At 63.2% G+C, this 13,480-nt stretch carries 14 protein-coding genes; 9 read left to right on the plus strand and 5 right to left on the minus strand.

Annotated elements, in window-relative coordinates:
- The first annotated feature begins 128 nt into the window (after positions 1–128).
- The gene (locus tag WKV53_RS15185) at positions 129–776 is read left to right on the plus strand and encodes a HEAT repeat domain-containing protein (protein ID WP_341405620.1); all 648 of its coding nucleotides are present in this window, start codon (positions 129–131) and stop codon (positions 774–776) included.
- A gap of 145 nt (positions 777–921) precedes the next feature.
- Here WKV53_RS15185 and WKV53_RS15190 read toward each other — a convergent pair whose 3' ends face one another.
- Together WKV53_RS15190 and WKV53_RS15195 are read right to left on the minus strand one after the other, a co-directional pair.
- The gene (locus WKV53_RS15190; protein ID WP_341405621.1) at positions 922–1,299 is read right to left on the minus strand and encodes a hypothetical protein; all 378 of its coding nucleotides are present in this window, start codon (positions 1,297–1,299) and stop codon (positions 922–924) included.
- Between the two features lie 258 nt (positions 1,300–1,557).
- Positions 1,558–2,001, minus strand: a complete 444-nt coding sequence (locus WKV53_RS15195; RefSeq protein WP_341405622.1) for a hypothetical protein — start codon at positions 1,999–2,001, stop codon at positions 1,558–1,560.
- Between the two features lie 279 nt (positions 2,002–2,280).
- On the opposite strand from WKV53_RS15195, the gene WKV53_RS15200 reads away from it, so the two are divergent.
- The 8 genes from WKV53_RS15200 to WKV53_RS15230 all read left to right on the plus strand — a co-directional run bounded on the left by WKV53_RS15200 (position 2,281) and on the right by WKV53_RS15230 (position 8,787).
- Positions 2,281–3,345 carry a CPBP family intramembrane glutamic endopeptidase gene (locus WKV53_RS15200; RefSeq protein ID WP_341405623.1) on the plus strand — a complete coding sequence of 355 codons (1,065 nt, stop codon included), beginning with the start codon at positions 2,281–2,283 and terminating at the stop codon, positions 3,343–3,345.
- Between the two features lie 15 nt (positions 3,346–3,360).
- Positions 3,361–4,131, plus strand: a complete 771-nt coding sequence (locus WKV53_RS15205; protein WP_341405624.1) for a ComF family protein — start codon at positions 3,361–3,363, stop codon at positions 4,129–4,131.
- Positions 4,132–4,171: 40 nt separating this feature from the next.
- Entirely contained in the window at positions 4,172–5,005 is an 834-nt protein-coding gene (gene accD, locus WKV53_RS15210; protein ID WP_341405625.1) for an acetyl-CoA carboxylase, carboxyltransferase subunit beta, read from the plus strand.
- 51 nt (positions 5,006–5,056) lie between these two features.
- Complete coding sequence (locus tag WKV53_RS15215) at positions 5,057–5,263, plus strand: addiction module protein (RefSeq protein WP_341405626.1); 207 nt, start codon at positions 5,057–5,059, stop codon at positions 5,261–5,263.
- A complete protein-coding gene (locus WKV53_RS28730) occupies positions 5,263–5,571 on the plus strand; it encodes a type II toxin-antitoxin system RelE/ParE family toxin (protein ID WP_375341832.1) in 309 nt (102 codons plus the stop codon). The genes WKV53_RS15215 and WKV53_RS28730 overlap by 1 nt, the downstream gene beginning before the upstream one ends.
- A 118-nt stretch (positions 5,572–5,689) precedes the next feature.
- Positions 5,690–7,042, plus strand: a complete 1,353-nt coding sequence (locus WKV53_RS15220) for a basic secretory protein-like protein (protein ID WP_341405627.1) — start codon at positions 5,690–5,692, stop codon at positions 7,040–7,042.
- A gap of 67 nt (positions 7,043–7,109) precedes the next feature.
- On the plus strand, positions 7,110–7,466 hold the full coding sequence (locus WKV53_RS15225) for an addiction module protein (RefSeq protein ID WP_341405628.1): 357 nt from the start codon (positions 7,110–7,112) through the stop codon (positions 7,464–7,466).
- A 100-nt stretch (positions 7,467–7,566) separates the two neighbouring features.
- Complete coding sequence (locus WKV53_RS15230) at positions 7,567–8,787, plus strand: bifunctional folylpolyglutamate synthase/dihydrofolate synthase (RefSeq protein ID WP_341405629.1); 1,221 nt, start codon at positions 7,567–7,569, stop codon at positions 8,785–8,787.
- 305 nt (positions 8,788–9,092) lie between these two features.
- Here the strand turns inward: WKV53_RS15230 and WKV53_RS15235 are convergent, their stop codons facing one another.
- The 3 genes from WKV53_RS15235 to WKV53_RS15245 form a co-directional block, all read right to left on the minus strand.
- Positions 9,093–9,572, minus strand: coding sequence for a hypothetical protein (locus tag WKV53_RS15235; RefSeq protein ID WP_341405630.1), 480 nt, complete (start codon positions 9,570–9,572; stop codon positions 9,093–9,095).
- 162 nt (positions 9,573–9,734) lie between these two features.
- Complete coding sequence (locus WKV53_RS15240; protein WP_341405631.1) at positions 9,735–10,370, minus strand: hypothetical protein; 636 nt, start codon at positions 10,368–10,370, stop codon at positions 9,735–9,737.
- 84 nt (positions 10,371–10,454) lie between these two features.
- The gene (locus tag WKV53_RS15245; RefSeq protein ID WP_341405632.1) at positions 10,455–13,316 is read right to left on the minus strand and encodes a zinc metalloprotease; all 2,862 of its coding nucleotides are present in this window, start codon (positions 13,314–13,316) and stop codon (positions 10,455–10,457) included.
- Positions 13,317–13,480: the final 164 nt, after the last annotated feature.

Raw genomic sequence — 13,480 nt, forward strand, 5'->3', positions numbered from 1 at the left:
GGCGATGCAGATGTTTGAGTTACTGAGCCATTCGACGTTACCCGACCTCCTTCGCTCCGTCTCGAAGCTTGCTCCCACCGACAGAAATCGCCAAGGTTTGATGTGGCTTCCGTCGCGCCCTCAGCAAGATGAATACTGCCGTTTTCCGAGCGTTGTTTTGCGTCGCTACCCTGTGGGCTTCAGCATCGGCACAAATCGTCGTTGCCGGATTTGAGAATCAGAGGCCAACGTTTCCTGAGCCAGATGCCGCAACGAAACTCAAATGGCTCCAAGAATACCTTCACCTCATTGAAAAGCTTCCGGCCGGTGAATTTGCTCGAGGTTATCCAGCGCTGATTGAAAAGCTCGGGAAAGCTCCGGAGGAAAGGGTTCCGGCTCTTAAGGCAATTGGAGAGCTCGGAGATCCATCCGCCATTCCCTTTCTTGTGCCTGTTCTCCGGAATGGTGAACGATCTTCTCAGGTTTATGCAGGCTTAGCGATCGAGAAGATTGTGTCGGGTCTTGAGCTTTCGAGGCGAGGTTCGCCGATCAAAGGCGAGGAATTCATCGAGGCGCCCAAAGCAGGCGAGCTCGATCTGAAACCGATGAGATGGATCGTCTTCGAAATGCTGACCTGCGGCGAGCCAAGTATCCAAGGTTATGCGGTAACCATGGCTGGGTACTTGGATCTCGAAGAGCTTAAGCCGGTCTTGGAAGTTCTGCGCTCCTCTCCCCATGGGGCTGTCAAAGGCCAGCTTGACGACTTTCTCCACATCATGGAGCGCAGCAAACGCTAGAAGGTGGGTGGATGCTGTCTGCCGATATCAGCACTGTCGTTGGAAGATTTCGCCACCGTGATCAAGATGGGGCCATCTCCGGCTACCCTCCTCCGTTTTCTGAACGAAGACATCGCTGGTCTGCTTCATCATCCTTCCAGCCGCCTCAAGTCACGACGGCAATGCAGTACCAGCCCATGAGCCACCACAGGCCTCCGCCGATGAGGGTGGTGATGACGGTGAGGGGGCGGGGGAAGAGGGGATGGGACAGGAGGAGCAGGACGGCGGCCCAGGGGATGACGACGCGCGGCACCGGCCTGAACCACGGGAAGTAGGAGGCGTGGCAAAAGGGGCCCATGAAGATGTGGGTCAGGACGTGGGCGCTTTGGGTGGGGCCGGTCTGGGGGAAGCTGAGCGAGAAGGTGAGCGCGCCGACGGTCATGGAGAGGACGCACAAGGCGATGGCGAACCAGCGGCGGCGAGCGAGGGACAGCACTTCGGCGCTGTCGTTCTCGGTCTGCTTGAGGTCAGGGCGGTTGGGCACGCGGTGGTCGGATTCCGGCTTATCTTATCTGGGCGAGGGTGCGTGGTTTTTCAAGGGCTCAAGGGAGGGTGGCTAACTTTTTACCTCCTTTTGACACAAGGGCCGGGGGCGGCGTGGCATGATGGTCGTTCCTGCAGTTTTGTTTGTTAGGCAGGATTTGGTTCTACGAGGTTTCCCTGCACTGCACATGACGCCCGGAGGGCTTGGGGCTTGAGTGAGTCCCCGGTCCTCCGGGCACGTGGGATTTGGTCTTGCGGGCTACGGCTGTGCTTGGGGCTTTGGATCCGGCTTGTCGAAGGTGAGGGGAATCAGGTGGTCGGTATCGTCCGCGGCGAGCTTGCCGCTGAAGATCTGGCGGAACTTTCCTTTCTTTTGAACCGGTTCTCCTCCTGTGAGTGGCTCGAAGATGCGGAGGTCGATCTTGGCGACCTTATCGATCTTGTCGGTCTTTGGGAGAGGGACGCTTTTGCTGGCTCCGGGTTTCAGGCTGAACTTGTCGGTATTGTAGAGGAGGAAGGTGAGTTCGCGGGTGGTGTCGTTGGTGAGCTTGGCGGTTGCGGGTGTGGTCCTGCGTTGGACTTCGATGGAGACGCCGGCTTGGGGAGGGATTTTCGGGTTGGGGGCTGAGGGGGTTGCGAAGGCGAGGGACAAGCTGGAGGCGAGCGCGGCGAAGGTGATGATGCGGAGAGAGGAGAAGGCCATGGGCAGCTTTTGGGTTATTGGGTTGATGACATAGCAGGGTGGGAGGTGGGTTTCAATCTGGGGAAGAAGGGTTTTGGGAGGGTGGAGAGGTGGAGGTGTTTCCGGGAGAGGAGAGGGAGTCTCACGATGCGGCTTGTGGCCGCGAGTCAGCGACGGTCGTAGACGCGCCGCTACATTCGTGTCGACGGAACGTCGACACTCCTTAGGGCGGAACGACTTCGTCGTTCCGCTATTACTTGGCGCTTGGAAGTTTCAGTGGGGTGGATAAGCCTGCGGTCCGTGCGACACGGCCAGCAGAGTGATGTCTTGAAGATCTTCGCCTATGTGGCCGGCACGCTGATTCTGGCGGCGGTGATTTCGCCGTGGCTCTATCAGCTGGGGAAGGGGCTGGCGGAGGTGACGGCGGAGAAGCAGACGAATGGGATGATCCGCTATGTGGCGGAGGCGGCGGGGCGGGCGGACTTTCCGAAGTTCTTCGATCGCGCGCTGATGTTGTCGGCGCTGGTGCTGTTGTTTCCGCTGACGGCTTGGCTGCGGTTGGGACGGGCGCCGGGGAGTTATCGTGACACACCGTGGTCGCTGCGGCTGCCGGACAATGTGGTGGTGGCGGATCGGGGGCAGCCGCTGCGGCGGAATCCGTATGGGTGGCTGCAACTGGCGACCGGCCTGATCCTGGCGGGTGGGCTGTTGCTGCTGTCGGGCTGGCTGATGCTGCAGGCGGGGTGCTTCGTGTGGAAGGATGCGACGGAATCGACGCGAGGGGTGGTGAACAAGGTGCCGCAGGCGATCGATTGGGCGAAGTCGCTGAAGAAGGTGATCCCCGGTGCGGTGGTGGTGGCGCTGGTGGAGGAGTTGCTTTTCCGCGGGGTGCTGCTGGGGATTTTCCTGCGGGCGATGCGGGTGACGCCAGCGGTGTTCTCGCTGTCGTTCCTGTTTGCGTTCGTGCACTTCCTGCAGCCGCCGGTGCAGGTGAAGATCCCGGATCCGGAGGCATCGTCGGCGGGGTTTTTCCTGCTGAGCCAGATCTTCGCGCGCTTCGGCAGTCCGATGGAGCTGGCATCAAGCTTCACGGTGTTGATGGCGGTGGGGCTGGTGTTGGCATATGCGCGGGTGAGGACGGCGTCGCTGTGGTTGCCGATCGGGCTGCACCTGGGCTGGGTGGTGGGAGTGGGGATTTTCAAGGCGACGACGTGGCCGGTGGGTGGACTGCCGGAGGCGACGCGGATTTTTGTGGGGCCAACGCTGCGGGAAGGTCTGCTGCCGTTGTCGGTGGTGATGGTGACCGGGGTGCTGGTCCACCTGATGACGCGGGTGCCGGAGCCGACGGCGAGCTATCGCAGTTAGAGAGGGTGATCCGCGATGGGCGAGAGCGATACCGGCAGGATGGGGATAGGGAAGGGGAGCCTGTGGAAGCGGATGTACGACCTGCTCTACCCGGGGAGGTGCCGGCGGTGCTGGAGTGGTCTGGAGGCGGGGCGGGCGCTGTGCGATGGGTGTGCGGATGAGTTGCCGGGGTTGAACGAGCCTTTTTGTGAGCAGTGCGGGGAGGAGCATGAGGGGCGGATCGAGTCGGCGTTCTCGTGCGTGAATTGCCGGGGGCAGACGTTTTCCTTCGAGTTCGCGCGGCCGGCGGTGCCGCATCATCCGGCGCTGTTGGAAATGATCCACGAGCTGAAATACACGCGGCGGATCGAGCTGGTGGAGGAGCTGGCGCGGTTGGGGGCGCGGGCTTTCCGGGATGACGCGCGGCTGGCGGTGGCGCTGGAGGAGGGTTGGCCGCTGGTGCCGGTGCCGCTGCATCGGGGTCGGAAGTTGTGGCGGCATTTCAATCAGGCGGAGGAGATCGCGCGGCCGCTGGCGAAGCAGACGGGACTGCCTCTGTGCCAAGCACTGGCGCGGACCCGCGGGACCGGGACGCAGACCAGCCTGAGCCGGGTGGAGCGGCTGAAAAACCTGCGGGGTGCGTTTGAACTGACGTGGGCGGGCAGGCGATTTGCCGCGGGAAAGCCGCCGGGCGCGGTGATTGTGGACGATGTTTTCACGACGGGGGCGACGACCGGCGAGTGCGCCCGGGTGCTGAGGAAAGCGGGTGTCCAAAAGGTGGTTGTCGTCACCGTGATGCGGGGCTAGCCTCGACGCCTTCACCGAGCACGACTGACCTAACGAACCCATGGGCATCTTCAACAAGCCACCTCTGCGCGGCGGCCGCAGCCGCGATAACATGCCGGAGGGACTGTGGACCAAGTGCCCCGATTGCGGGGCCATGCTGCACACGCTGGAGCTCAAGCAGCACCACCAGACCTGCCACCACTGCGACCATCATTTCCTGATGGATGCGCGGGAGCGGATCGCGCTGCTGGCGGATCCGGAGAGCTTCGAGGAGACGGAGAAGGATCTGATTTCAGCCAATCCGCTCGGGTTCACGAACTATCGCGAGAAGATCGAGGGGATGCGGGCGAAGACCGGTCTCAATGACGCGGTGGTGACGGGTCGCCTCAAGGTCGGCGGACAGCCGGCGGTGATCGCGGTGATGGATTTCAAGTTCTTCGCGGGCTCGATGGGCTCGGTGGTGGGCGAGAAGATCGCGCGTGCGGTGGAGCTGGCGATCAAGGAGAAGCGCGGGGTGATCATTGTGTCGGCATCGTCGGGTGCGCGGATGCAGGAGGGCATGCTCTCGCTGATGCAGATGGCGAAGACGTGCGGCGCGCTGGCGCGTTTGTCGGAGGCGCATCTGCCTTACATTTCGGTGATGACGCACCCGACGACGGGTGGCGTGACGGCGTCGTTCGCGACGATCGGTGACATCAATCTGGCGGAGCCGAAGTGCATGATCGGCTTTGCCGGTCCGCGGGTGGTGAAGGAGACGACGCACCAGAACCTGCCGCCGGGTTTCCAGACGGCGGAGTTCATGCTGGAGCACGGGCTGGTGGATACGATCGTGCCGCGCGGCAAGCTAAGGGAGAAGCTGGCGCAGTTGCTGGCGTTCATGATGCCGGTGGGGTGAGTCCCCGGTGCAGGATGGACGCGGGCTGGGCGACGTGCTAAAGGTTATCCCATGAGCGAAAAGTCGCAGGCCCTGCTGGAAGCCGCGCTGGCCCTCGATCCCGAGGATCGCCGGTGGCTGGCGGAGGCTTTGTGGGAGAGCTTCGATGAGGATGAGGAGGTTCTAAAGATTGCCGACGAGCGTTGGAAAGCGTTGGAAGAGAACCCGGATTCGTGGGTGAGTCACGATGAGGTCATGAAGCTCCTGAAGCGGAAGTGATGGAGATCCGGTACCTCCGAGAGGCTCAGGAAGATATTCGCGAGGCTCTGGAATACCTGAGCGATCGGTCACCTTCGGCTGCCGAACGCTTTTCAAGAGATCTTATCGAGTTGCTGGAGAAGGTCGCCACGCATCCTGGCTTCGGCTATCCTTTCGGGCCGTTCTTCCGCAAAGTGGCGATGCGATCACTCCCTTGGGCGGTGGTATACCGGACCGATATGGAAGCAGGGATTTTGTGGGTCGTCGTCGTCAGGCATGACCGACGCCATCCTTCATATGGAATGAAAAGGAGCCCCCCGGATCCTTGAGGCCCGGACTTGCGGGAGATGGTCAGCGAGAAAGTGGAGAAATCCGGGCGATGCCGCATTGAATGATCTTTGCGCTAAACCTTTGGGGGGCGCGGAGCCGTGGATACTTCATCATCTTATGAAGTTCTCTCTTCCGCTTTTTCTTTCTGTTTCGCTGGTGGCGCCGATGCTAGCTGAGGTTCCTGAGGCCAAGGTTGAGACCGGGCATTCGCGGGGGGATGAGGGGTTCAAGTTCGATGCGATCCTGCCGCCGGCGACGAATGATGCGGGGACGAAGGCGAAGTTCGCGGTGGTGTCGGGGGCGGTGGATCCGAACTCGGGCGGGATCGCGGTTTTGAATGATGGGAAGATCCCGACGAGCAACGATGATCCGAAGAACAATTTCTTTTTCTCGGGGAAGGGCGGGCGGCTGACGGTGGATCTGGGGAAGGACACCGATGTGGAGTCGATCGCGACGTATTCGTGGCACAATGGCGGGCGGTCGGCGCAGCACTACAAGCTGTATGCGGCTGCTGCGGATGCGAAGGAGTTCGACGCGGCGCCTGGCGAGGGTGTGGATCCGGCGACGAAGGGGTGGGTGGAGATCGCGAGCGTGGAGACGCCGGTGCGGCGCGCGGGGCAGAATGGGGTGGTGATTTCAGCAAAGAAGGAAGGGGCGACGTCGCTCGGGAAGTATCAGCATCTGCTGTTCGACATCGTGCCGAATGAGGATGCGCGTGGGTTCGGGAATACCTTCTTCAGCGAGATCGATGTGGTGGAGGCGGGCGGTGAGAAGCTGGTGCGGCTGACGCCGCCGGAGAAGATTCTGACGACATTCGAGACCGAGGGTGGTGACTTCAAGATCATCCTGGATTCGACGGCGAGCCCGGACCTGGCGCCGTGGTTCAAGGAGGCGGCGGTGCCAGCGATGCAGAAGTGGTATCCGAAGGTGGCGGAGCTGATTTCGATCCCGGGCAAGACGCCGGCGGCACCGAAGAGCTTCAACGTGGAACTCCGCGAGGGTCAGATCATGCCGGGTCGCGATGGCATCCCGGCCTTTGCGAATGGACAGCAGATCGTGGTGAGCTCGAAATTCATGCGGGACCAGAAGGACAAGGAGGCGGTGGGTTGCCTGATCCACGAGATGGTTCACATCGTGCAGTTCGGTGAGAAGCCTGCGGCGCGCGGGGTGCCGACGTGGTTCTTCGAGGGGGCGACGGATTATATCCGGTGGTTCCTCTTTGAGCCGGAGAGCAATGGGGCGGTGATCCGCAATCCGGATCGGGTGAAGTATGATGACAGCTATCGGACGACGGCGAACTTCATCGACTGGGTGACGCGGACCTACACGAAGGATCTGATCGCGAAGATCCACATTGCGGTCCACGAGGGATACTCGGTGGAGCTGTGGAAGACGTGGACGGGCAAGCCGGTGGAAGAGCTGGAGAAGGAGTGGAAGGAGGATTTGAAGAAGCGGCTGGAGAAGAAGTGATGTTCTCCGGGGCACGGTGGGCGGCGTAGGCGTGGACGCCGGTCGCTCGCTGTGCTAGAGGTTTCCCATGAGCGAAAAGTCGCAGGCCTTGCTGGAAGCCGCGCTGGCCCTTGATCCTGAGGACCGGCGCTGGTTGACGGAGGCGCTCCTGCATAGCTTTGGTGAAGGAGAAGCCGATGAGGAAGGCATCCGGATCGCCGAGGAAAGGATGGCCGAAGTCGAGCGCGGTGAAGCCCGCATGGTGCCGTGGGATGAGGCGATGCGGGCTACGCGAGTAGGTGTGATGGGAGCGGAGTGTGCGGACCACTTTGGGGGCAATGCGGGCTTGGGAGGTGGAGAGGGGTTGTTAGGTGGTTCGAGTCCGCCTGAAGGCGGGACTACGTACGCTTGGGGCGGGCTGGGAGGGACCATTCGGGCGGAATGAATTCCGCGCTCCCAGTGGGAGACCGTGGTTGGGCGTGGCGATTCCGGTGGGAAACGATTGAGGTGATGGCAGACAGCGGCGATGCTGGCGCGGCCTTGCCGTGACCTACTCCGAATCCATCGACTGGCTGTTCTCGACGCAGATGTTTGGCATCAAGCTGGGGCTGGAGGGGCCGCGGCGGTTGCTGAAGGAGTATCTGGCGTTTCCGGCGCATGGGGTGAAGGTGATCCATGTGGCGGGGACGAATGGGAAGGGCAGCACGTGCGCGATGATTGATTCGGTGGCGCGGGCGGCTGGGTATCGGTGCGGGCTTTTTACTTCGCCGCATTTGATCGACTACCGGGAGCGGATCCGGGTGTCGGGGGTGGAGATTCCGGAGGAGAATTGCGCGGCGATGCTGACGGAGCTGCGTGCGGTGTGTGAGGCGCTGGATCCGCATCCGACGTTCTTTGAGATCACGCTGGCGCTGGCGATGCGGTGGTTCCGTGAACGGGAGTGCGAGATGATCGTGCTGGAGACCGGGATGGGCGGGCGGCTGGATGCGACGACGGCGGTGCCGGCGGATGTGTGTGCAATCACGCCGGTGGGGCTGGATCACATGCAGTGGCTGGGCGATACGGTGGAGGCGATCGCGGTGGAGAAGGCGGGGATTTTTGTCGAAGGCGTGCCGGCGATTTCGGCGCCGCAGGAAGAAGGAGTGCGGCGGGTGTTAGAGAAGGAGGCGAACGAGCGGCGCTGTCCGCTATCGTTCATCGATGCTCCGTTGCAGGGGTATCCGGTGGCGTTGCCGGGGCCGCATCAGCGGTGGAATGCGGCGCTGGCGCTGGAGTGTCTGCATGCGGCCGGGGTGCACCTGGACTACGGGGTGGTGATGCACGGGCTGTCCACGGTGAGGTGGCCGGGACGCTTTGAGAGGATCACTTACAAGGGTCGCGAGGTGGTGTTGGATGGGGCGCACAATCCGCAGGGGGCGGCGGTGCTGGCGAGCACGTGGAAGGAGGAGTTTGGCGCGAGGAAGGCGACGCTGGTTTTCAGTGCGGTGGGGGGGAAGGATATTGCGGGGATCCTGGAGCTGTTAGTGCCGTTGGCGGAGAAGATTCACATCTGTCCGGTGGATACGCCGCGGGCGGTGGCTGCGGAGGAGTTGGCGGCGGCGTTGCCGGAGGGGGCTCCGGGTTATGTTTGCCATGGTGGGTTTGAGGCGGCGTTTGCGGCGGCGATGGAGGGGGATGGGATTGTGCTGGTGGCGGGGTCGTTGTTTTTGGTGGGGGAGGCGAAGGCGTTTTTGGAGGGGGGGACGTTTCAGGGGAGTGCGCAGTGAGGGTGTGGCGGTCTGGAGACAGGAGCTTCCGAGGTGAGCGACGATTGGGGTCGGTCATGCTTTTCCGCAACGCCGTTGGCGTAGGTCACTGGCGTATGCAGGACCCCGGGTAGCCTCCTTCGTCGGCAACCCGGGGCTTTGGGACGTAGTCCCGTTGGGACAAAGAGTTCCGGACGTAGGATTCCCGACCTAGGGTTCCTGACTTGTGTGGGGAAGTCGGCGAGGCTGGGGCTGTACGCAGTGAAGGAGGGCCGTGGGGCCCTCCTTCGTGAAGTTTGTTCAGGTCGTTGTTGGGACGCGGACGGTTACTGGAGGATGTAGGTGGTCATGGTGACCGTCGGGATGCGCTTCGAGAGCTTGAAGGTGAAGAAGGTCATGTCCACGGCGGTCGGTTCGTTGGTGGTCGTGTTCTTGTGGACCGACGAAACGGTGGGCTGGGCGCCCTTCTTGGGCTTGTTGATGTAGGCATTCGCGCCGATGGCACCGGAGAGGAAGCCGATCTTGAAGCCGGGGCCGATGAGCTCGCCCTTCTTACCGATGACGAAGGTGACCTGCTGGCCGACGGTGAAGTTCGGAATGCCGGCGGGAGCGGAGGTTCCGAGAACGGGAGTGCCACCGAAGCCGGTGGTGGTCGCGAACTGGGCGGTGGTCACCGTGAAGGTGAAGGTCTTGCCGGGAGCGTAGTCACCGAAAAGTACCGGCGGCTTGGGAGCGGCGGCTTGGGCTGCGGTGAACGGGAGTACAGCAACGAGGAGCGCGAAGGCGCGGAGGAGTAGCTTTTTCATCTGAGGGGATGGCAAGGAGATGCCACGCCGCTGCTAGATGATTGTTAGGTTCGGATCAAGCGGAAATCCGGGGGGCTTGATCTTCCTCGGACTCGTGCGATTTGCGTTATGAGTCGTTGAGGGGGAGTGAGTGCGGGGTGCCGGCTCAGGAGCTCCTGGCCATCACTTGGTGCGCTGCATTCCCGGAGGCAAATCGGTCGCGGCTTTCTTCGTGGGCTCGACGCCTGGCGGGAGGCCCGGGACGCTGCTAGGCTTCGGCTCGGGTGCGGTGGTGACGGCGGCGGGCTTGTCGCTGGTCTTCTCGGTCTGCGCCGGCTGCACAAATCGCTTTGGCGCGGGCACCGGTTGGCTGGCCCAGCCTCCGGGCGGAGGAAGTTCCATGGTCTCGCCCTTTTCGGTCACGACCACGCGGCCTTCCTTCGCTTTCACTTCCCACGCGATATCAGGATCGCCATTCACCACGAGGTAGTGCTTTCCGCCTTCGGGAATATTCAGATGGTTTTCGCGACCGGCAAGCATCTGGCTGACGACGAGCGCGCCGGTGGCGGCATCACGCACGCTGATGAGCACCCGCTTTTGCTTCCAGCCACTTTCGGTGGTGGGGCGCCAATAGGGATCGTCGCGCTTGCTCGGAGCCTTGTCCGTCAGGGTCCACTGGAGGACATAGGGGCCTTTGAATTCGAAGGCCTTCGACTTCTGGTCATCGCCGCTTCCCGAGTGAATTGCGACACCACCGGTGAAGACGGGGCCGGCGACACACGGAAGAGCCAAGGCGATGAGGAGCAGGATCGTTTTCATTACGAGAAGAGTCATGGGCCGTCTAACAACCCAACCACGGGCGCTTCAATTTCCGCGAAGCAGCGCGAACAGCCCGGCGCGTCCTCAGTGCGAGGAGACCTCGGGGAGCATCTGCGAGCCGAAGAGCGGGCAGTCGTAGTCGAGGGACGGGATAGAGCGGGGAAGGGGCAAGGTGGGCGGGGTGAGCCAGGCGGGCACGGCCATCTGGATCTGCTCGCTCTGGTCGGTGAGCCGGATGTAGGGCTCGGATTCCGTGTCCATCTTCAGCTGGAGCTCGGCACCACCGGGGACCTTGTAGACCCAGCGGTCGGGGAACTTGTGGTTCTTCTGGCGGTAGTCTTCCAAGCGCAGGGCGCTGAGGGTGACGACGCGGCGCCAGAGCAGGCGGCGATGGTTCTCACAGAAGCCGAGGATCAAGGAGGCTTCGCCGGGATCGACGGAGACCTTCAGGCCGATCGACGGTGGCAGGTCGCCGACGCGGCGGCTGTTTCTCCAGTGACGGGCGAGGGCGACGGAAGCGGGGACCAGGGTGGTATTCTGCTCTTCCAGCAGGCGGCGGACGACGCGGATGCGCGGATAGAGATCGCGCCAGAAGCGGGGATCGAGCGATGCCTGGGCGGCGGCGTCGGCGAGGGCCGAAAGGCGGCTGGCCTCGGACCATGCGGCGACGAGCAGGAGGCTTTCCACCTCGGGATCGGGAGCCACATTGCGTGCCGAGATCAGGGTGTCGAGGCGCTCGACATCGGCGAGTGCGAGGCGTCCGGCGCAGGCTTCGCGCTCGATGACGGTGAGGACGCGGAGCTCGATGGAGGAGAGGAGTTCGCGGCGCTCGAGGCTGGTGGCCGGTTCGGCGGCGGCGAGGATGCCGAACATGTCTTCGGCGCGCTCGAGGGTCTCGGCGCGATTGCCGGCGGAGGCGCTGCGCTCGAGCTGGAGGCACTGGACTTCCACCCAGATCGGGAGGACGCGGGCGCCGAACAGGTTGGAGCGGGAGGCGATGTTGGCCTTGGCCCAGTCGAGATGATCGAGGCGCTTGGCGATGACCGGGAGCACTTGCAGCGCGGCCTCGCGGGGTTTGTCGGTCGCGGGGCGGGCGGTTTGCTCGGGACCGGTTTCGGTTTCGGTCGCGAGGGAGATCAGGGTGGCCCTATCCTCGGGGGAGAGGTGGCGGTTTTCCTTGGGGAAGGACTTCCGGAATTCGTTGACGTGCTCGACATTGCGGACGACGCGGCCGGCATCGCCGAGCACGGGGCCGAGCAGCACGCCGACCATGAGCATGGCGGGGACGGCACCGGAAACGGCGAGCAGCGTGCCACCGGCGAAGCGGGTGACGAAGGCGGGCCGCTTGCGCATGACTTCCATGAGCAGGGCCTCGATCTTCTTGTGCCAGCCCTCGCTACCGATGAAGGCGCCCTGGCCTTCCTCGCGCATGCCGCGGAAGATGCGGCGGAGAGCCTCGGACTCGTCATTGACCTCGCCGGCCCATGGCAGCTTGCGGGCACCGCGGACGACCTGGATGGTGCGCAGGTCCCACAGCACGCCGCCGAACATGGCGGCCGCGATGTAGCGGAGCACCCGCGATTTCAAGATGAGCGCGGCGGCGAAGGCGGAAAGCGAGGCGGTGACCGTGAAGAACGGGCGCAGCATCGGCAGGTCGCGGAAGACGAGAAGGTCGATCACCTTGCCGCCATCCATTGGAAGGACGGGCAAGAGGTGGAGAGCATTCAGCGCCACGGCCATGCCGGCGGCATCCAGCAGCCACAGCGGCGTGGACGGCTGGAAGTAGCCGTGGGCGAGCATGGCGAGGCCGGCGATGAGGCCGGGGAGAGGGCCGCCTAACAGGACGACGAGCTGCTGCCATGCGGGAGCGTGGAGCTTGCGTCCGCGCTCGGTGGCTCCGGTGAAGGGAACGAAGACCGGTGGCACGCCCTTGTAGCGGAAGAGCTTCATGGGCACCCAGTGGCCGGCTTCGTGCAGGGCGGCCAGGCAGAGGACGGTGAGAGCGGTCTGGAGCGGTTGATCGTGGCCGAAGAGCGCGATGAAGAAGGCGACGGTGCCGAGCAGGACGACGATGCGGCGCAGGTGATCGAGCGGGCTGGTGCGGACCGCGATGAGGGCGCGATAGCGGGCGAGGTCTTGTTCGACGGCCTGATTGAGCGAAAGGCCAACGGGTCCGCCGACGCGCTCGCCTTCATCCATGCGGGCCTTGGCCGGAGCGGCGACGTCGCGGCGGGTGGCGGAGCGGAAGCTGCGACCGGTGAAGAAGTCCGCGAGGAGAGGGAGGACGCGGGAAGGGAGGCGCGAGAAGCGGAGACGGAGGATGTCCGGATCACTGTGCGTGGGGACGAATTCGCCGCCCTTCACCTGGGCTTCGTGGCGGGCTTCCTCGTCCGCCTCCAGCATGCCGGCGAATTTATCGACGGGGGGAAGGACGCGGTCCTTGTTCCCGCGGATGCGCGAGTAGTGGAGCTTCCACTGTGAGGTGACGGTGCCGAAAAAGCGCTGCACATCCTGCCACCACGAGGGCGGGTGATGGGTGATACGGCGGTCGGCGGTGACCACCAGGGTGCCATCGCGCAGGGCATTGAAGAGAGTGAGGGAGACGCTGGCGCCTGCGCCGCTGACGGGCACGGTGCGCTCGAGCGTGGCGTAGGTCTTCTCCTCTTCATTGAGGAGGATCCAGCGGTGGGCCTCGGCGTAGCCGGCGCTCTCAAGGCGGGAGAGCTGCATCTGGCGGAAGCCGAAGTGGCCGAGGCGGTTCAGCCATGGGGCCATGCGGCGGCGCACGTCGGGGGGGACTTGATAGGAGTCGATCAGGTGAGCCTTTACCCGATAGCGGCGGACATTCGCCACTGCGATGAACGCACAGAAGAGCGGTAACCCGGTCGCGAATACGAGGGCTAACAGGGCGAAGCCAAATGACATCCCTGAAAATGCGGCGAACATCCGGCGCTACTAGTTGTCAGAGGTTTTTTTAAAATCAAGCCTCATTTAATTTTGGAAAAGCCTTGAAGTCGCGATTCCTTGGATGCCCAAGCCTCTGAAATGCTTAATTTTACGACAAATCGGCGGCGGGCTAGCGGCGAATTGCAACGCTGGATTTACAGGAC

Origin of the sequence: Luteolibacter sp. Y139, assembly GCF_038066715.1 — a bacterium.
Lineage (GTDB): Bacteria > Verrucomicrobiota > Verrucomicrobiia > Verrucomicrobiales > Akkermansiaceae > Haloferula > Haloferula soli.